Source organism: Streptomyces sp. NPDC085596 (assembly GCF_044541565.1).
Classification (GTDB): Bacteria; Actinomycetota; Actinomycetes; order Streptomycetales; family Streptomycetaceae; genus Streptomyces.
In genome coordinates this window covers 215,631-234,046 of sequence record NZ_JBITTC010000012.1, presented here as the reverse complement: position 1 = coordinate 234,046, position 18,416 = coordinate 215,631, and the positions used below count along the sequence as shown (strand labels likewise).

16 protein-coding genes, 2 pseudogenes and 1 riboswitch are annotated in these 18,416 nt (G+C 66.3%); of the genes and pseudogenes, 6 read left to right on the top strand and 12 right to left on the bottom strand.

What is annotated here, in order from left to right:
* Positions 1 to 150: 150 nt before the first annotated feature.
* From ACIGA3_RS29380 to ACIGA3_RS29370, 3 genes and pseudogenes are all read right to left on the bottom strand, one after another.
* Positions 151 to 922: pseudogene (locus tag ACIGA3_RS29380) on the bottom strand (transposase).
* Between the two features lie 39 nt (positions 923 to 961).
* Complete coding sequence (locus tag ACIGA3_RS29375; protein ID WP_399721365.1) at positions 962 to 1,696, bottom strand: hypothetical protein; 735 nt, start codon at positions 1,694 to 1,696, stop codon at positions 962 to 964.
* A 417-nt stretch (positions 1,697 to 2,113) separates the two neighbouring features.
* Positions 2,114 to 2,479, bottom strand: a complete 366-nt coding sequence (locus ACIGA3_RS29370) for a hypothetical protein (RefSeq protein ID WP_399721364.1) — start codon at positions 2,477 to 2,479, stop codon at positions 2,114 to 2,116.
* Between the two features lie 603 nt (positions 2,480 to 3,082).
* On the opposite strand from ACIGA3_RS29370, the gene ACIGA3_RS29365 reads away from it, so the two are divergent.
* From ACIGA3_RS29365 to ACIGA3_RS29355, 3 genes are all read left to right on the top strand, one after another.
* Positions 3,083 to 3,325, top strand: a complete 243-nt coding sequence (locus ACIGA3_RS29365) for a hypothetical protein (protein WP_399721362.1) — start codon at positions 3,083 to 3,085, stop codon at positions 3,323 to 3,325.
* Between the two features lie 82 nt (positions 3,326 to 3,407).
* Positions 3,408 to 5,600 carry a Helicase associated domain protein gene (locus ACIGA3_RS29360; RefSeq protein ID WP_399721360.1) on the top strand — a complete coding sequence of 731 codons (2,193 nt, stop codon included), beginning with the start codon at positions 3,408 to 3,410 and terminating at the stop codon, positions 5,598 to 5,600.
* Entirely contained in the window at positions 5,597 to 5,911 is a 315-nt protein-coding gene (locus ACIGA3_RS29355; protein WP_399721359.1) for a helicase associated domain-containing protein, read from the top strand. The genes ACIGA3_RS29360 and ACIGA3_RS29355 overlap by 4 nt, the downstream gene beginning before the upstream one ends.
* 15 nt (positions 5,912 to 5,926) lie before the next feature.
* On the opposite strand, the gene ACIGA3_RS29350 is transcribed toward ACIGA3_RS29355, so the two are convergent.
* Together ACIGA3_RS29350 and ACIGA3_RS29345 are read right to left on the bottom strand one after the other, a co-directional pair.
* Positions 5,927 to 6,271, bottom strand: coding sequence for a hypothetical protein (locus tag ACIGA3_RS29350; RefSeq protein ID WP_399721358.1), 345 nt, complete (start codon positions 6,269 to 6,271; stop codon positions 5,927 to 5,929).
* A gap of 332 nt (positions 6,272 to 6,603) precedes the next feature.
* The gene (locus ACIGA3_RS29345) at positions 6,604 to 7,686 is read right to left on the bottom strand and encodes a hypothetical protein (RefSeq protein WP_399721357.1); all 1,083 of its coding nucleotides are present in this window, start codon (positions 7,684 to 7,686) and stop codon (positions 6,604 to 6,606) included.
* Positions 7,687 to 8,507: 821 nt separating this feature from the next.
* Here ACIGA3_RS29345 and ACIGA3_RS29340 point away from each other — a divergent pair.
* Positions 8,508 to 8,816, top strand: coding sequence for a hypothetical protein (locus tag ACIGA3_RS29340; protein WP_399721355.1), 309 nt, complete (start codon positions 8,508 to 8,510; stop codon positions 8,814 to 8,816).
* 35 nt (positions 8,817 to 8,851) lie between these two features.
* On the opposite strand, the gene ACIGA3_RS29335 is transcribed toward ACIGA3_RS29340, so the two are convergent.
* Positions 8,852 to 9,043: a hypothetical protein gene (locus ACIGA3_RS29335; RefSeq protein WP_399721353.1), complete on the bottom strand. Its 192-nt coding sequence runs from the start codon at positions 9,041 to 9,043 to the stop codon at positions 8,852 to 8,854.
* A gap of 85 nt (positions 9,044 to 9,128) precedes the next feature.
* Positions 9,129 to 9,291, bottom strand: a riboswitch (cyclic di-AMP (ydaO/yuaA leader).
* 275 nt (positions 9,292 to 9,566) lie between these two features.
* Positions 9,567 to 10,052: a hypothetical protein gene (locus ACIGA3_RS29330; protein ID WP_399721352.1), complete on the bottom strand. Its 486-nt coding sequence runs from the start codon at positions 10,050 to 10,052 to the stop codon at positions 9,567 to 9,569.
* Between the two features lie 47 nt (positions 10,053 to 10,099).
* Here ACIGA3_RS29330 and ACIGA3_RS29325 point away from each other — a divergent pair.
* Positions 10,100 to 10,361: pseudogene (locus ACIGA3_RS29325) on the top strand (transposase); the annotation flags it as partial.
* A 46-nt stretch (positions 10,362 to 10,407) separates the two neighbouring features.
* Here the strand turns inward: ACIGA3_RS29325 and ACIGA3_RS29320 are convergent.
* From ACIGA3_RS29320 to ACIGA3_RS29305, 4 genes are all read right to left on the bottom strand, one after another.
* On the bottom strand, positions 10,408 to 12,369 hold the full coding sequence (locus tag ACIGA3_RS29320; protein WP_399721350.1) for a hypothetical protein: 1,962 nt from the start codon (positions 12,367 to 12,369) through the stop codon (positions 10,408 to 10,410).
* Positions 12,370 to 12,656: 287 nt separating this feature from the next.
* On the bottom strand, positions 12,657 to 14,915 hold the full coding sequence (locus tag ACIGA3_RS29315; RefSeq protein WP_399721348.1) for an AAA family ATPase: 2,259 nt from the start codon (positions 14,913 to 14,915) through the stop codon (positions 12,657 to 12,659).
* Between the two features lie 238 nt (positions 14,916 to 15,153).
* A complete protein-coding gene (locus ACIGA3_RS29310; protein WP_399721346.1) occupies positions 15,154 to 15,375 on the bottom strand; it encodes a hypothetical protein in 222 nt (73 codons plus the stop codon).
* 74 nt (positions 15,376 to 15,449) lie between these two features.
* Positions 15,450 to 16,532 carry a hypothetical protein gene (locus ACIGA3_RS29305; protein ID WP_399721345.1) on the bottom strand — a complete coding sequence of 361 codons (1,083 nt, stop codon included), beginning with the start codon at positions 16,530 to 16,532 and terminating at the stop codon, positions 15,450 to 15,452.
* A 343-nt stretch (positions 16,533 to 16,875) separates the two neighbouring features.
* On the opposite strand from ACIGA3_RS29305, the gene ACIGA3_RS29300 reads away from it, so the two are divergent.
* A complete protein-coding gene (locus ACIGA3_RS29300; RefSeq protein WP_399721343.1) occupies positions 16,876 to 17,289 on the top strand; it encodes a hypothetical protein in 414 nt (137 codons plus the stop codon).
* On the opposite strand, the gene ACIGA3_RS29295 is transcribed toward ACIGA3_RS29300, so the two are convergent.
* Positions 17,276 to 18,322: a hypothetical protein gene (locus ACIGA3_RS29295; protein WP_399721342.1), complete on the bottom strand. Its 1,047-nt coding sequence runs from the start codon at positions 18,320 to 18,322 to the stop codon at positions 17,276 to 17,278. The two genes, ACIGA3_RS29300 and ACIGA3_RS29295, sit on opposite strands and share 14 nt — an antisense overlap.
* Positions 18,323 to 18,416 lie beyond the last annotated feature (94 nt).

Here is an 18,416-nt window from a genome sequence, read left to right as displayed (position 1 = left end):
CGTTCGACGGTGCTCATTGGTCGATTATCGCCAGCGGTCGAAGCCGTCGGCAGGCAGGGCCGACAACGCGGCGAACGTTGCCTGATGCGGCACTAAGTGTTGTCCCGTAAATGATCTACGGCATGCTGGTTGACCAGCGTGGTTCCCCGGTCACCCGGCGAGGGTGAGGTTGTGGAGGCGGGCGATGCCGAGCATGGCGTGTTGGGACGCCGTCACCTTTGAGACGACAGTCGCGGAGGATCTTCCACGTCTTCATGCGGGCAAAGGCATGCTCGATGCGGGCGCGGACCTTGCGGTGTGAGCGGTTGTGCTCCTCTTTCCAAGCCGGAAGGCCAGCCTGGCCGGGTGCGCGGCGGTGCGGGATGACCAGGCCGGTGCCCCTGTAGCCGCCGTCGGCGATTACCGTGGTGCGGCCGACGGCGGCCTTCGCGCCGGACAGCTCCCACGCCTTGCAGTCGTTGCGGTTGCCGGGCAGCGGTCGGCCGACGGCGACGACGAGCCGAGTGTCGGCGTCGATGACGACCTGGTGGTTGGTTGAGTATCGGTAGTTCTTGGACTGCTCTGCGATGCTGTGGTCGCGGGTAGGGACCAGGGTGCCGTCCACGATCAGGACGGTGTCCGTGCGGAACCGCTTGGGCTGCTGGGGCGCGAGCGCGGGCCCGAGGTGGTCGATGATGCGGTCGGCCGCGGACTTGGACACCCCGAACAGGGGCGCCAGTTGGCGCAGGGTGAGGTTGGTGCGCCAGTAGGCGGCGACCAGCAGCACCCGGTCCTCCAGCGGCAGGCTCCACGGCCGGCCCCTGCGAACCGGGTCGGCGCCCTCGTGCCGGAGCGCGGTGATCAGCTTGCCGAATTGCCTCGGGCGCAGCCCGCTGAACGGAAGTATCCATGCGGGATCCGAAGCCGTGATGACACCAGCCATTTCAAGATCATCGCAAGCTGCCGGGGCGCCTCCCACTGTTCAGTACGTTTCAAGGGCTGGAGGAAGGTTCACGGCCGTGTGCGCTTCCGCGATGTTGAACACACTGGCGCACGCCGGACACTCCGCCCGGCCAAAGACGTACCTGATCCCCTCGGCGAGCCGCTGCTGCCCGTCCCGGCCGGCTGTGGCGTGCATCCATCGACCCGGGTCGCGAAGCTCCTCGGCCGGGGCGGGCCGCAGCGACCGCCGCTCGATGTCGCCCTGATCCCAGTCTCGAATGGCCGCGTAGCAGCCGTAGTCGCCGACGGCGATGGTCACCTCCGCTTCGCAGCCGGGGCAGGACACGGCGTAGAAGTCGTCGGCGAAGTCCCCCAAGAAGGCGCTCCAGTGGTACTGCCCTGCAAGGGCAAGCAGGTCACCGAAGAGCCGGTTGTAGTCGGCCGGACGCGTCCGAAGCCGCTTGTCCACGAGTTCCCGCAACCGAGCGACCTCGTTCGGACAGCCCGCGAGGAGAACTTCACCGTCGGGGTGCCGCAACGTGCCACGCACGATGGCACTGGCCAGTTCGAGTGCCTGGGCACACGCGGGAGCTAGAGCTGCCAAGCGCGGGAGAGCCGCGAAGCTCGCCGCGGAGATTGTCTCACCCTGGAGGCAGAGACGGTCCCACAGCTCTTCCCGCGCCTCCGGAACTTCTTCACGCTCAACCTGATCCAGGAGCAGCGGCACTCGCCCAACCGCCCCGTGTGCATCGACCACCTGCGTCCAGTCCATCACGAGGGCATTCAACTGTTCCCACAGCCTCGCTGCCAACCTGCAGGACGACAGGGCCACGAGCTCCCGAGCTATTACGGGACAGCCCTTAGCTACCGAACATTGCTTCCCCCTTTTCTTGTCTTGTCGGCGATTTCACTGCCAGCGTTGTCTCACTTGCTGGCCGCGACCAGCTGGTTAAATATCTCTTGCCACTTTTGGTAATCATTTGGCTACTCTTTGTGTTTCTCTGAGGGTACAGTAAAGCCGAAGGGAGCCTGCCCTTCGGCTTAGTACATCGTGGTGCGTAAAAGCTGCTCTCGCGTGCCTTCGGTGCTTCGTGATGCAGACCCTGGTCCACGCAAGCTGACACCGCACACGAAGCGGCGCCGGACTCTAGGGAGTCCGGCGCCGCTTCAACGTCTATGCCGTGCGGGTCAACTACTGCTGCTTGTCGTGGCGATTGCCGACCACCACGTGGAGCAGCGGCAGGGTCGCGACCACCACGACCAGCGCCCACAGCCCGTACCAAGGCATCACCACAGCCGCGGCGAAGTTGAGCACCACAGCAGCGCCGACCACCGAGCCGACGAGCCCGAGGATGCGGGGCGCCACGTTGATCACCTGCCCGGCATTGGGGCCGGGGACGCTCATCTTCACCTTGAGGGCGGTCCTGGCTGCCATGATGTCCACCTCAGCGTTGCTGGTGGGCACCTCTCCCTGGACGACCGGCGTCGTCTGGATCTGCACCGCGGCCTGCGCCGACGGCTGCTCTTCATTCGCGACCTGCATGGAGTTGTTGTTCATGGGCTGGGTCCTCCTCATGGACGGCGACCGAACTTGCGCACCGCGAATCGGCGCGCGACGGAGTTCGATCAGTCCCAGCCAGCTGCTCGTCCCTACGTCACGTAGAAGACGAAGCCGCGGGCTGGACGTTGTCCACCCGGCTGCCGGCGAGGATTAAGCCGCATTTAGGACCCCTTCGATCAACTTTGCTGCAGGAGACGGCAGTTGCCGCAGGGGTGAACCTAGCACGCTCCGACCGTCGCCGCACCACCTCGTCACCACATCGGTGATGAAACTTTCGGGCCCCTCTCATCGGGCGCCAGCGGGGCGGCCGGCAGGCAGCGGGGTGCGGTCGCGTCCGTGCGGGCCGTCTCCCCCGGCAGCCTCAGGGGACACCACCCTCCTAGGGCACTTCGCCACTCATGAGCCCTACCCCTGCGGCACCTGCCGACAACGCGAGGCGCAAGGGACGGACAGACGCATCCGAGCGGATCTATGACCGTGACACGCACGTCACAGCACTAATGCAGCACCAAAGTGGTGGCTTTTCGGTGCGCAGGTGGCATGATGGAGAGGCAAGGGGTGTCTGCGGGCATCCGACTTCCCACCCCCAGGGAGACAGACATGGCTCGCCAAGCGGACCAGCTCCACGCCGTACGGGCGGACAACGAACGCTTCACGGTGACCCTCATCGCCACGGCAGCCCAGGCCGTCGGCACCCTCATGCGGATCACCGGCCTGTCCAAGACCGACGTCATCAACCGAGCCGTCCAGGTCTACGCCTTCCTCGCCCAGCAGATGGCCGACGGCAAGGAGATCCTCCTGCGCGACGAAGAGGGCAACCTCGAGCGAGTCCACATCGTCTGAGCAGCACCCACGTCACCTCCCGGTTGCCCGGAGAAGCCGGAACAGCCCGCCGGCCTTCCAGCACAACCGCCGAAGGCAGGACATGCCGCACCCCCAGCCACGCCCTCACCAACGGGAAGCGACCGACCAAGTCGTGCGCGCCCTGACCCGTGCTCCCGGCAGGCACGTGCCCGAACAGGGACTGCGGACGCAAGTGATCATGGCAACCGGCTCCGGCAAGACCCTCGTCGCCGTGCGCAGCGCACAGGAGCTGCAAGCGGGCCGGATTCTGGTCCTCGTGCCCTCGCTGGACCTGCTCGCGCAGACCCAGGCCGCCTGGCGTGAGGGCGGTCGTACCGGACCGATGATCGGAATCTCGTCCCTGCGCGGACCAGAGGCATCCTTCCCGAACACCACGGACGTGGACGAGCTCATCGTCTGGGTGCGCCCCTTCGACAAAGTCACCGTGTTCGCCACCTACGCCTCACTCGGGCTCGGCACACTCGAGCGCGCCCACCAGGCCGGCCTACCCGGGTGGGACCTGATCGTCGTCGACGAAGCGCACCGGACTTCCGGGCGGATCGGCAAACCGTGGGCCGTCGTCCACGACAACACCCGCATCCCATCCCTGCGCCGCCTCTACATGACCGCCACCCCGCGGCTGTGGCAACTCGACGCCGAGGCCGCGCCGGGCGAGCTGGTCGCCTCGATGGAAGACGACCCGGCCGGGCCGTTCGGTGCCCGCTGCTACACGCTGACGCTCTCGGAGGCGATCGACCGGGGGATCTGCGCACCGTACCAAGTGGTGTGCCTGGACATCACCGACACCAAGCTCCAGGCCGCACAGCTCCTGGGCGTGGAGAGGCGCTCGGACCAGGTCCGCGGGACCCGGCTCGCGGCCCTCCAGACCGCGCTGCTCAAGGCGTCCTCGGAGGAGAACTTCCGGCGCACGCTCGTCTTCCACCACGTCGTGAAGGAGGCCGAGGCGTTCGCGGCCGGCCTCCCCGATGTCGCCAAGCGGCTGCACGCCGCCGACCCCGAGCTGTACCCGAAGATGGTCTGGCCGGACTGGCTGTGCGGCGAGCACAAGCCGGGCCACCGGCGCCGGGTGCTGGGCGAGTTCGCGTCCGGGATCGCCACAGACGGCACCATCGTGGAGAAGGCCTTCCTCGGCTCAGTGAAAGTGCTGGGCGAGGGCGTCGACACCAAGAACTGCGACTCTGTGTACTGGGCGGATGTGCGCGGCTCGATGCCCGACCTCGTCCAGGCCGTCGGCCGCGCGCTGCGGATGCAGCCCGGCGAGGGCAAGGTCGCCTCGCTCGTGGTGCCGGTCCTGCTCGGGCCGGGCGAGACCGCGGACAACATGCTCACGTCCCGGGCGTACGGCGGGCTGGCGAAGCTGCTGGAGGCGCTCAGGGCGCACGATGCCCGCGTGGTGGAGCAGCTCGCCGAGCAGCAGGCGCCAAGCCGTGTCAGGGGCGTTCAGGGCCGCAGCGGGGACCAGGAGAGCCGAGGCAAGGGGGAAGAGTCCGGCGGCCCGTCGGCGCCCGCGCGCCAGTTGCTGAAGTTCTCCACGCCGCGCGACCCCGCGCAACTGGCCGCGTTCATCAACCTGCGAGTTCTCAACGCCGAGCACGAGCACTGGCGGCGCGGCATCGAGGCCGCCGTCATCTACAACCGGCTGCACGGCGACCTCAAGGTCCCCTTCACGTACCGGGTGCCCGGCGGGGAGGACCAAGCGGTGCAGGGCGAAGGGGGGCCGGCCTCGCCCGCGAACTTCCCGCTGGGGCAGTGGATCGCCGACGCTCGCCGGTTCTACGCCCGTGGCGACATGGATGAGGACCGCATCGAGCAGCTGGAGAAGCTGAGCATGGTGTGGTCGCACTTCGACGTCGCGTGGGAGGAAGGTCTCGCGGCGGCGCGTGGGTGGGCGGCCGAGGCGGGCCATCTCCTGGCTCCGCTGGACGCCACCTTCCAGGGCTACCGGGTGGGCATCTGGCTGAAGAACCAGCGGGCCGCCGCCCGCAAGGCAGCCGAGATCGCGCAGCGGCGTACCGCAGGACTGCACGTGGAGTCATCGACCGGGGCGCTGTCGGAGACACGGCGCGAGCAGCTGGAGGACATCGACCCGTCGTGGTGCCCTGCCTGGCCCGTGGAGTGGCAGCGCTGCTTCCATCTCGTCCGGCTCAACCTGGAGGCCGGCCGACCGCTGCCGACCGAGCCCGGCGACGTCGTGCACCAGGGCGAGGACCTCGGGCGGTGGGTGCGCTCGGTCCGCTCGGGTGGGACAACGTGACGACCGTGCAGCAGTGGATGTGCGAGCAGATCCTCGGGATCACACCTGCGGCCGAGGACGAGAAGCCGACCCCGCGCCGTACGCAGGCCGACAAGTGGGCGCTCAACTACCAGGCCGCCCGGCAGTTCTTCGAGCGCGAGGGGCACCTTCAGGTGCCGAGGAAGCACATCGAACGGATCGCCGTCGGCGAGGACCAGGAGGAGCGGGAGCACCGACTCGGGGCATGGATCAGCAACCAGCGCAGCCGAGCCGCGATGCTGTCCCCGGAGCGGGTGGAGCAGCTGTCCGAGATCGGAATGCGCTGGACATAGGCGTACGGCGGTCAGTTAGCCGATGCGCGGCGGCACGCGAAGAGGCACCGGATCCTCTTGACCGTCCCACACAACGCGGATCACAGAGGGCAGCGGCTCCTGCATGGACCCGACCATCAGGAAGTCATATACCTCGCCGGGAGCCAGTGTCAGGTTCTCAGGCCAGGGACGGTGCATGGCGCCAACCGCTTCCGTGATCCGCACGTTCGTCGCGGTCGCCATGCCGTGATTGATCAACTGCCACTTGGCTTTGTGGGCATGCTCGCAGCTCAGCATGACCCGAGGCCGATTGGCCTCGTCCTCTGCGGCACGGCGTTCGGCATCCATCTGGCGCTGATGGACCAGGGTGTCCTCAGCCACTGCGGCGGATATTTCCGCGGCATCAGCCGAGCGCTTCCCGTCACTTCGTGCCTTGATGCTAACGCCGAGAGCCCCCACCGACACAAAGAACGCCGCCCACGCAGGTGCATCTCCCCAATTCATAAACGGACTGTACGACGCGGGACTGACAACGCGGATCTCGTGGCAGCCCAGCAACACGAGGATCGGGGACCGACCAGCGCAGCGGGGCCGTAACACTGTCGACGGAACGGGTGGCGCGGCTGTCCGCGATCGGATGCACTGGACGTAGTTGAAGAGGCCGGGTAAGAGCCAGGGCGAGTGCATTTACCGCCAAGCAGCCGGGCTTTCGCTCACCCCTCCGCAGTGGCCTGGCCCTCAAGATCAGCATGCCGCTTCCACGGGTAGCTGTCCCAGCCCGCATCCAAAATCGCGTTTCGGCCGACGCTCCTGCCAACGAAAGAAGTGGTGAGGGAGTACGTCGACGTCAGGGGGTCTCCGTGTCGCTCGAGGAGAACCTGGCTTGCCGAGGTGTCCCTCAGCGTGACGAGGTGCTCGACTTCTGTGGCACTGCAGACGGTGACAGGTATGTCCGTGTTCGGTCGCGCTTCCTTCTGAAATGACGCGTTGGCGGTGTGGAAAGGTTCCATCGTCACGACCAGACCATGTATCGGACGGTCTGCGGGGATGTGCCGGAAGCTCGGATTTCTGTCGGTGATCAGCGCTGCGGTGGTCTCCAGCTGTCGGTAGGCGTGCTTGATCTGGCGCAGGGCGGCGCTGGTGCTGTCCAGCACGCCGAGACGTAGCTGTTGGGTCGGGCGCGTGGACTTCACTTCGACAAGCAGGACCAGGTCGTCGAAGAGGACGATCCAGTCGACGCTGCGTCGCTCGTCCCGGTAAACGATCTCGGCATGTACTTCCGCGTCGGGAAGTTGGCGCAGCTGGCGTCCTACGTACTGCTCGAAGAGATCCCCAAGTTCCCTGGCGAATTCGTTGCCGAAGTGCGCTATGCCCAGGTAATACAGGCCGAGCGGGCTCCCTTTGGGAGTGATCAGGTGGGATGAGGGGGCGAGGTAACCCGTGCCGAAGCCGGACAAGAAGGGGCGTCCTCGCAGGGGGTTGTACTCGAATCGGCAGAGTTGGGGGTCTCGGCTCAGCCGGCGTTCCTCGTCCTCGGTCTTGAATGCCTCCTGATCGCTGACAAAGTGACGCTCGGTAACGTCCCGAATGGTGCGTTCGGGAATGACGGAGCAGATCTTCTCCATCTGGGGCTGACTCAGCCATGCGGGGTCGAAGCGGCCTTCGTTTCGTAGCGCCGACACCTGCAGGAGCTGGGTGACGCCGACATAGTCAGACAACGAGCAGCCGAGGAGTTGTTCGTCCCACCCGTCGACAAGGCATGTGGGGGTGCGGGCGGGAGTGGTCTGGCTGAACATGCGGCTGAGCGGGCGAGGTCGTTGAAGCCGGACTCCTGGTAGGTGAACTGTTCACCTGAGACGCGCAGCAGCCAGCTGGCGACAGACTCGGCGCTGTCTTTGTCCCGAACCATGGGGTCGGTCAACGCTGCGTATGCGGCAACCATGCTCACTAGATCGTGCTCTGTGCAGCTTCCGTCGCCGCGGTGTTCATTCCCGTAGGAGAGGCTGGTGCGAGCCACATCGGCGAGAGCCCATGGCGTGTACTTGCGGTACGGGCTGTTCCACCATGTGTCACTGTGCCAGCGCGCTGACGCCGCGGCGACGACCAGCAGCAGGGCACTGGGGCGCTGCTGCCTGACTCGCTGTACATACTCGTGATCGGTGACCATCCGGTCGTAGAGAAATGGCGCCACTGATCAAGCGTGGCTGACCGGGCGCGACTCTGTCGCAGGAATTTCGAGACTCGCGAAGCCGGCACGGTCACAATTGGTGATCGGTACCATGCGTAGTCGACCTTCGACGACACAGACTGGCGTCCGTCAAGGTTCGATGGCGCGCTGCCAGTCTTCAGTGGCACAAGGCAGTCCCGCCCGGCAGCACCGCCTACACGAGTCCGGCGGACATAAAATCGAACGTGCGAACGATGAACCGTCGCGGCTATAGCTGCTCCGCTTCGCCCGGCGCGTGGTGAGCAGGCGACGGCGGCCCTCGCCCAGATTGATGGCTTGACCGCAGTGGAAGAGCGCCGCGAAGCTGAACGACGCCGGGGCAGGGAGATGCGGCCACCTCCGCCTGAGTGGCTCCTCGAGCAGGGGCTCAACCGAACGAACGTTGACGCCGTGCACACCAGTGAGTGCTGGGCAGCCGCCAAGAGCGGCCGATGTCGTCCGGTCACCCGGCAGCAGGCGATCGAGGCACTGCGCCAGCAGGAAGGCGACACCGACCTGACCGGCTGGCCGTACGAGCAGCGGCGCGCGGCACTGGAGGCACTGTTCGCCGACCACTGGGCCGGGTCGCCGGCGCGCGAGTCGTACAGAGCCCGGCCGCCAGCGCCGAACTGCCCGAGCTCGGTGGCCAGCGCGACGCCGGTGTCGCCCTCGTCGGTCAGGGGCCGCCCGCGAGCGCATCGCCTCGTGCACGGCCCCTGACCCCGCTTAGACCGATGAGCGAGGTTGTAGTCCTACTAAAGACGTTGAAAGAGAGCGATCAGACCCACCCAGATGGTCATGACAGCGGCCGTTGCGCCGCCGCCAGTGGCCAAACTTTCGAGGATGGTTGCATCACATTCTCTGGCGATGGACCAGGCGAACGAGCCAACCAAAGTGGATGCGAGCATGGAGATCGCAACCCACAGCTTCAGATCCCGACGGGTCATCGGGCAGTCCCTTCACGAATCCGCGGTCCGTCAGCAAGGCAGCAACATCAGACGGACCGCTGACGAACAGCGATCACATGGCCTTTCGGCCGCTCTGATGGCCTGCGAAGTGAGCTGTCGGATTCGGGGACATGACCCCGGCCGCACCCACAAGTGCGGCTTCATCCCAAGGGCAACTACATAGAGAGCCCGTCGTTCTTGGGTCCTTCGCTCTCGCCCACCGCTCCTTCCAGCGGTCGGTAGACATTCCCGGCTAGCCACGCGAGCGAGATTCGGCTGACGTGGCCGCCCTACCTCTGAAAGTAGCAGCCGCCTCCGTTCGTCGGTGGTGAGATCGCCACTATGTGAGGCGCACCGCACCCCCGCTACCCGGAAGGAACGCCGCCAGGCCCAGCGTCAGCTATGGAAGCGGGAGAGCCAGGTGCCGCCGGGCTTCTGCTCGGGCACGGCCTGGCCGTGCTCCTGGTGCTCGGGCCCGGCCTGCTCGGCTTGACGCTCGGCTGTGATGGCGCGCTGCTTGCAGTCATCGCACAGGTGCGGGTGGGTCTCCCGCGGGCCCGTCCCACCCGGTGGGCTCAATGGCCTTCCAGCGTTCGTCGGTGAACCGGGTGCCGCAGCCGGCGCACACCGGACAGCTGGCCTGCCGCTCGGCCTTATGCTGTGCGGCGATGCGGCGCAGCTCCTCCTGGTTCTCCCGCTCGCGGGCGGGAAACTCGGCCTGCTTGCGGCCGTCGTGGGCTTCGCGGCGCGGGGCGCCGATCGCCTCGAGGAGCGTTTGGTTGGGCAGCCGGCCGAAGGGCCGGAAGACCGCTCCGGCCGGGCCGCGCTCCTTCATGTACTTCATGCTGGTGACCACGATGGGCAGCTTGCCGTCGTACATGTGGAAGCCGCCCTCGTACCAGGTGCCGTTCGGTGAGCTCGGCCACCGAGCGATGACGGTGTTGGGGTTGCGCGGGCCGATGCGGTTGAAGACGAGCAGCAGCGGCCGGTACGGCTGGTCGCCGACCACGACAGCGGTCCGATCAGCGCCGCCAGCTCGTGGCCCTGCCTCTGGTCCTTGGTCTCACCCGGGAGGCCGCGGCCGATCTCCGCCGCCTCTGGGAGAAGTCGGCCGAGCCCGCCCGGCTCACCCTGGCCCGCGTCCGCCGAGAGTTCAGAAACATCCGCCTCCATCCCAGCCCGTGCACCCAAACCGTCAACAACCGGCCCCGGACGCTCCAAGAACCGGCGGCCCGCCACGCGTTACGAAGTGGGCAAGACGACCAGGCACCTCGAAGCCATCACCGAGCGTAACCAACGCAAAGCGCATAAACTATAAAAACAAGCAAGTACGCCAGCGCACCTCACGTCGGTTTCGAGGGGGACTAGCACCACGCCGGGAATACGGCCGGTACATGGCACCAGGCCTGCATCTGGGAGAGTTCCGCCTCCGCGTTGCCGGCTTTCCCCAGCCGCTTGTACCGGATGACTCCTGTGAGCACCTGTACCAGAGCGTCGTCTCCGGCGGACGCTGCCAGGTCCCGGAAGTTGCGCAGGCGGCCGATCGCTACTGCGGGTATCTGTTCCATGGTCTCCTCGGCTTGCCGGGCGACCCACCGGCGCACCAGATCAGTGGAGAGCACGGGAGCGTTGTCGTAGGTCCAGGAGAGTTGGGCCCGCAGGTAGGCCATCGACTTTTCCTCACTGTCCTGGGGCGCTTGCGCGTACTGCAGCCACGGGGCAAGGGGGCCTGCCAGGGTGTGTACACCGTCGTCTTGGTGCGCCGTGAAGGTGAGCTTGGCGGTCCGCTCTGGCAGGTAAGGCCGGATGAGGGCTATCTGGAGGGACAGCGCGAGGGGGGACGCCACCCGGGCTTCCACCTGCCAGTGCTTGCCTGGCGTGATGGTGATTCCCCGGCAGCCCGAGGCCTCGAGGGTCATGGTGACCATCTGCTCGGCGGTTAGACCCAGAACGTGCCACAGTCCGTCGACGGCGAAGCCGGTGAACCCCAGCTCGCCCAGTGCCTGGAACAACGCGAGCTGGCAGGCGTGGATGCTCTCATCGCCTTGGAACACCTCATCGATGACTTCCGGCCATGCCACCGTGCGGGTGATCTTCTTGAGTTCGATGACCGCGCCCTGCTCTTCGTAGCGAACCTGAGCGTGTGCGCGTCCGTTGCGAAGGTCGTTGTCCAGCCCGCCGAGAAGTCCTTGCAGGAGAGGCTCTTTCTGGGCTGCGGTGATGAGTTCGGTGGCGTTTTTGTGCCGAAGGTTCGTGTACGCAGCCGACTTGCGGCCGCAGGCCAGCAGGAGTGCGGAGGCAATGACCTGTCCGGGCCCTTCCACTTGTGACGCCGCGATACCCAGCAACGCGCGGCCGGCCTGCCGAGAGTGGACGGCGTGGTCTACAGCGTGGGCTGCTTCCATAGAACTGTCGAACAGCTCGCAGACGGCCCGCTTGAGGTCGGTCTCGAAGAACGGTTCCTGCGCCAGGGAGCGGAGAACGTCAGGATTGGAGCGGAACATTTTATAGGCGCGGCGCAGAATGTCGAAGAACTGCTCGGGGTCGAACATGCTGCGGGCCAGCACATGACATGTAGCGAACATCAGGCCGCAGCCGTCGACCCCGCGTGAGGACGTGATGGCCATCAGCTCGTCGCGGGCTGCGTCGTCCAGGGCCAGCAGATCAGATGCCCCGAAAGTGTGCAGTGCGCGGGTCAGCAGAACCGCATGTGTCTGTGCGGCATCACGCTCCGCGGTGAGCATCTTGACAGTGTCCGCGCAGGTGTTGGCCCTGCTGCCCAGTTCATTGACACGGTCGAGATGACGTTGTGCTCGTACACCGTGCTTCTGTGCCTCCAGCGGGGTCTGTGCCAGCAGCGCGGCGAGGTAGGCATCGATCATGAAAGTCAGTTCGGTGACGAGGTCACCCAGGATAGTGACAAGCGCTTTCATTGGCCGCCGTGCATCTGCGTTGTGGATTATGGCGCGCAGTTCGATGAAGTCACTGACCGCGGTCTCAAGATCTGCTGCATTCTGTTCCCGGCGGTCCGCCACCGCTGCCACGGCGCGGAAGAAACGGGGCATCCACTCTGCGAGGCGTTCGAAGAGTCCGGCATGAAGGGTCTCCGGCGCGCCGAGAGGCCTGGCGGGCAGCGCAGTGCCTGGCTGGGCCAGCAGTGTCTGCGCCTCAGTGGCCGCCTCGCGACGCCTGAGAGTGTCCGTGTCGATCTCCCATGGCTGCGGTATGCGACCGCAGTCAGGACAGTCGAGTCCTCGGATGCGTTCGACACCACACCGTGAGCAGCGGATCTGTGTGAAGGACAGGGTGAAAGCGTAGGAGGTCACGTGGAAAAGTCTCTGTCTGTGCGGGAGCTGGCTGTCGTCCGGACGGGGCGGCTCTAGGTAGGGCGCACGCTACCGACCCCCGCAGTACGGCGACCGGGAGGTTGGGCAGGCCATGAGGGCCGCATTTTGCACACCACACCCACTACAGGGAGGTGCTCGTGGAGCAGCTGCACGCCGGCTGCTGGGCCGCCGCCGAGGACCTAGCCCGGCAACCCCGGCAGTGGCACGGCGCTCGTACTGGGCCGTCGTACTGCGGCCGCAGACCTTCACGCCGCAGATCTTGGCACTCACTCCTGTGCCGCGTTGACGGGCCGGTAGGCGAGCGCTTGCAGGGCGTCCTGGAAGGCCGCAAAGTTGTGAATCGGGTGGAGGGGCTCCTCATCGAGGATGAAGTCGCGGCGCATCGAACGCAGTTGGCTTCTGAGGTCCTCGGCGTCCACGGAGGTATCCAGCGACGCGTCGATCTCTTCCAGCAGCAGAGCGGCCTGCTCGCCTGTCGCGCCGACCGGGTGGTCTAGGAGGAAGGACGCCCGCAGTCGCTTGATCTTGGAGGTGGTTCGCTCGGCGGCGATCTCGCGCAGTGCCTTGCGCTGGCGGATGCCCAGCTCGCTGAACAGGGCACGGAAGTTGCGGTCCAGGGCCTGGACGGCCTTGGCGTCAACGTTTTTGTCGTGGGTGAGGACTTCAAGAATGCTGCGCGCCAGGCCCACCTTGTCGAGGTGGAATCCGTCCAGCAGGCGGACGGCGGCGTTTTCCAGCGCCTCGTGCGTTCCTTCGTCGTTGTCGAACGTCACGTCCTCAGTGCGCAGGGCGTTGAGTTTGTCGGCTTCGGCCGAGGTGAGAAAAGCTGCTGCGTAGCGTTTGACGGCGGCGACGCCGATCTGCAGGGGAATGAGATCCTCGATGGCCAGGACTCCCTGAAGGCGAGGGCTGGTGACCTGCGCGGCGTCGAGGTCGGTCAGCTGCAGCACGAAGGCGTCGTCGATCAGGGGTTTCCTGAGAGGGCAGCGGCTCAGCTTCTTGCGTGCGTCATTGCCGGCACGGTCGCCGTCGAGAAGGACGATGACAGCCGGCCGGTCGATGTCGCGGCCCTGCGCGAGGTAGACGAGGTAGGGAATGTGTCCTGCTGAGCCCGCGGGGACGAGTGTGAGCGTGTTGAGATCGAGGTGTTCGAGGGCGGAGACCTTCTGACGGCGCAGGCGTGCCGACATGCCTGCGAGGAGGATCTGGTCGGACATTCCCTCCAGCATGAGATTGCAGTTGCTGATGAAGGTCGTCTCGCCGACGAAGCTGCCGAAGGCGGACCTCAGCGGCTCGTAGTGGTTGCGGGCGGCGTTGCGGACGACTCGGGTGCCTTCGTCGTCCTCACCCTTCTCCAGGACTCGGATGCGCTCGCTGTGGTTCTTGTCGATGAGGAACGGCGAGTGGGTCACATAGACAACTTGGCAGGCGGGACGGGTGGGGTCGGCTGGGTGGGCGAAGTCCTCGAAGATGCGTAGCAGGTCCTGCTGGCCGCTGCCGGAGAGGTAGGCGTCGGGTTCGTCCATCAGGAGCACTTCGCGCTGTCCGGTAGTGGGCGGTTCGTGTGCCAGGTACTGGATGAAGTAGCTGAGGAAGTACTTCAGGCCGCTGCTGCGCTCGTTGGCGGAGTACTGGGTGCCGGTGCGGTCCTTGATGGTGAAGACGAGATCCTGGTCCCGCAGTGTCATCTGCAGCTGGAACTGGTTGTCCTGGCTCCACCATCGGGGGAAGTTCAGGGACTGGGCGAGCTGCTGGTTCATTTTCTCGACGATGCCGTTGGCGAAGCCTTCCCTGCCGTCGTCGACGGCCGTGAGGAGTTCCTGGAAGGCTGTCTGGTCGATCTTGGCGACTTTCAGCAGGAGTTGGTCGGCCAGGGCGAGCTGCTTGTCGTGCTCGGTGTCGGGTTCATTCACCGTGGAATAGGCGGTCACCAGGTCCGGTGCGATGGCGTTGAGCTGTTCGGGAGAGCGGAAGTGTTCGGCGTGGTCCATGATGGTCCGGACGAAGAACCGGCGGGTGGTGCGGGAGCGGGTGCGCAGCGTGGTGCTGCGGCCGGCCAGGTATTCGACGGGCACGCTCTGGGGCAGTGCGGTGTGGGCGTCGATCTCGAACCAGCGGGGCAGGATGCCCTCCAGCGATCCGGCGTCCACGACGGGGTGCCTGCTCCAGTGGGTGCCGTCGCTCAGGTACACCACGGGCGTCTGTCCGCCGATGCGGAACATCCAGAACGTGTCGCAGTCCTCTGCGATGTCGGTCCCGCAGGCGTCCGACACCGCGGCGCGTTCAGCTGGCTGGAGGTTGGTGAGCTGGAGGCCGAAGTCGGGGTAAGCCATAGACTTGTTGACGGCGAAGAACTGGGAGTAGCGGCAGAAGTCACCTCGTTGGATATCTCGTCCGGTTAGGGCCCGCTGGATGGCGGCCAGCAGCTGGCTCTTGCCTGACTCGTTGGCGCCGACGACGGTGGTGACGCTCTCCTCGAGGGGCACTTTGACGAACGGGTACTTCATGCCGTCGTCGTCCAGCACGTCCCAGGGCTGGGGGGGAAGGTGGCGCTTGCCTTGCGGAGGTAGTCGTAGTTGAACGAACGGAAGAAGCGGATGTAGACGGCGGATATGAACATGCAGGCCTCATTCCAGCTCATGGTGCTCGACAGGCGCCATGCTAGGTCCGGGCACTGACAGTGGCGTGAAGGTCTGCCGTCGGGGACCGCGCGGTCGACGGCGGCGAGGACTAGGCGCCGGAGTTCGGCCGGCTCCGGAGCCTTCACGTCCCACTGCATGGGGCGGCGGGGGCGAAGCCATAGCGGCGGGTGAAGCCCGGCCACCGAGGATCGCCGTGCTTGCCCACGGTCGCGGGCAACTCGTAGGTCAGCAGCACCCGCTCGGAATAGCTCCAACAGCCCATGCGCGCCACCCAGTCCCGCTCGATATCCTCGCCCGAGCAGTCGAAGTCGCCGACCACCAGGAGCACGGCCTGCCCGTCCATCGCGGCCCGGTAGCCGGCGAGCAGCCCGGGATCGTCCAGCAGGTCGGCTTAGTCCGGTGACCGGCCTCAAGCCGTCAGCGCGCCAGTCTGAGGCGTGCCGTCTCTGCGGCGTGGGAGGCGGCTTCGATCAGCCCGAGTTCGCCAGCGAGCGTCGAGACGAATGCATCGACGGCCTCAATGGCGCGGCCCTCCATGGTGTCGGGTTCGGCGAAGTATGCCGCGAACTCTCCGGCGCCGATGGTCGCCATGGCGGGCCGACGGGCCTGGTAGTCGGCCCACATCGGTCTGTAGACGGCGCGCACCCGGTCAAGCTCGGCCTCGTCGACCTGCTCCTGCTTGAGGAGGCTGATCGTCTGCTGGCGGGCCTTCCACATGGCGATGTGGTCCTGGACAGGGACGGGTCCGAACGGGCCGGGAAGGGCTCGCTCGATCCTCGGCATACCCGGCTGGACTGGCCAGGGTGAGTACAGCTCCGTGAGGGCCGCGGTCAGTCTGTTGAGGTCGATCCGCCCGGTCCGCTCGCCTTCCTCAAGGACGAGCTGGGCGGCGCGCCGTTGCTTGAAGGTGGCTGAGGGGTGGGCGAGATGCTCAACGATGGCGCGGACGTTCTCACGGCGCCGGACGGCGGCCGTCTGGCCGGTGGCGCGCGCGTGGGTACGCCAGGCTCGGCGCGCCTGCGGGGTGAGCACGATGGTGTCGTCGATCAACCACAGGTACAGCACGACACGGATCAGCGACCGTTGCGGGATGCGCCCCAGCGGGGAACGCTCTCGAGCTTCTAGAAGTCGGGTGAACAACTCACGTTGCTCCGGGGGAAAGACTCGCGGATCGCTACCGTGCGCGCTGGTCTTGCGCGGCTCAGGGTTGGCGAGCATCCCGTCCTCGACCCAGGAGGTCACCATCCTGGGGCTGGCTTTCATCACGCCCAGAGCGTGAGCGTCGGCCACCAGATCCGCCGAAGTTCCCTCGACCCACGTGGTAGCCCGATTCCCGTTCATGGCGCCGAACTTACATCGAGATTCGAGCCCCGAAAGCTGCATCCAGCGCACGTCAGCAATAAGGCTTGGGGCCAGCAGAAACTGCGCCCCGCACCGTATCCCTGCCAGGAACACCCGGTGCGGGGGCAGCCGACTCATCCCCTGAACGGAGACCGTCATGTCCCACCGGACGCACTGCCCTGCCCCGAAGCGGCGACGTGCCCGCCATCGTCTTGTCCAGGGCCTCGGGCAAGCGGTGTTCTACGCCGCTTCCGCTACGTTGGCCAGCGAGCTGGTCCGCGAGCTGCTCCACCTGGTCCACGCGTCTATCTCTTCGTGCTGACCTGGGCGCCGGGGAAAGTGCCGCGTCCTGCCGCGCCCGGCATCTCCCCGGCGCCGACTACAGGCAGAGGTCTGCAGCTTCGCGTTTAGAAGACCACGGTTCGGCAGGGATGTCCTGGCGGAGGCCCTGGGCGTGGATGTCGAGACGCTTTAAGGCTGGGAGTCGAGGCGGCCCCCGCTGGTGAACATGCGGGCCGGGGCACTACTGGAGCTGCGCAGGCGAGTGCCGGCGCTTGGTGCGGATGTGACGCTGGTCCCGTGGCTGGACGCAGCGATGGACGCGGACCGGATCATCGAGGCCGCCCTGAACGGCTACGGCGATGCGGGCGGGCCGCACCCGCTGGCAGGGTGGGCGCACACCCGGGACACCGCGCACATGCTGGCCTGGACGCTGAACGGCACCGTCCCGCCGAAGCTCGCCGGACGGTTACCCCGGCCCCGGCGCGGGCCCGTCGCCGCCGCGCCACAGCTGGTGGCCACGATCGGATTAGAGGCAACCGGTTTTGCGGCCTTGGGCGCCGGATACAGGCGACAAACCTTGAGCCGTGCTCCTGTCGGCCTGCGGAGCGTTGCTGTACAGGTCAGCGCTGCATGAGCCGGATATCGGGGTACTGACGCTGATCGGCAGGCCATGGAACGACCCACGGCTGGCCGTCCCTATCCCGCAGGAGGGTGACGACGTTGTTTCCGTCGTACAGCTCCTTAAGGGGCTGACCCGTGACGTGGGACAGAACCTGTGCGTAGTCACCCATGTCGAAGGGGTCGAAAACGAACTTGGCGGACATGCCCTGAAGGGGCAGCGTCACGACATCGACGTGGTTCTCGCCGGCGTGCAGAAGGTGCTTGGGGACGCGGTTGAACAGTGTGGTCATGTAGGCAGCCAAAGCAGCCACCTCACGGAACTGCTGCGGATGAAGGACCAGTTGTCGGGCTGCCTCGAGAGCTGGAACGGTCACGGCCTGAGCGAGGGAGCCCCAGTCCTGGAGCACGGCTACGACTGCGGTCGTTCCGACTCTGATGGCGAAGAACGGGAAGTTGATGATGTCCACGTAGTCGAAGCGGTCGCGCGGGTCGGTGGGCTCCTGCGTCTGGAAGACGAACACGGAGGCCGGGTGCTGATCTTTGTGCCAGCGTACGGCGCCGCGAGCAGCCTGCAGCAGCAGGTGGTGCATGCGGAAGGTTGTCAGGAATTCGGGCGAGATGATGGAGCCGCCCTGCGGGTCGCGCCGGTCAGCGAGGAGCGACAGTTCCCGGAACATGAGGCCGTAGTAGATCTTGCCCATCCACAGGAACAGGGTGGTGGCGTCCAGGGCCGCAACCGCTTCGGGGCCCTCGGCGAAGGCGTCGCCTACGGCTTGTTCAATGCGGGACAGGTGCTCGTTGTTGCAGGTGCTGCAGCAGGGAATCTTCATCTGCTTGTACGGCATCAGGGTGCCGTTGAGCAGTGTGATCTTCTCGTTCCAGAGATCGCATCGCCGCAGCAGCCATTGCGGGAAGACATGCTCGTCGGTCCGACCTCCGGCAAGGCTGGCCCCGCACAGGAAGCAGCGGTCCTGGATGAGCGCCTGGTCGCGGTCCCACTGGTAGAGGAACCCCGATATCTCGTTTTGATCGTCGGTCTGTGACACGAGCCGACCCTAGGCCAACTGGCGGGTCCTAGGGGCAGGCCGGTGTCGCGGACGTCTGCCCCGGACGGTTCGGGGCAGCCGAGCAGGCCGCGAC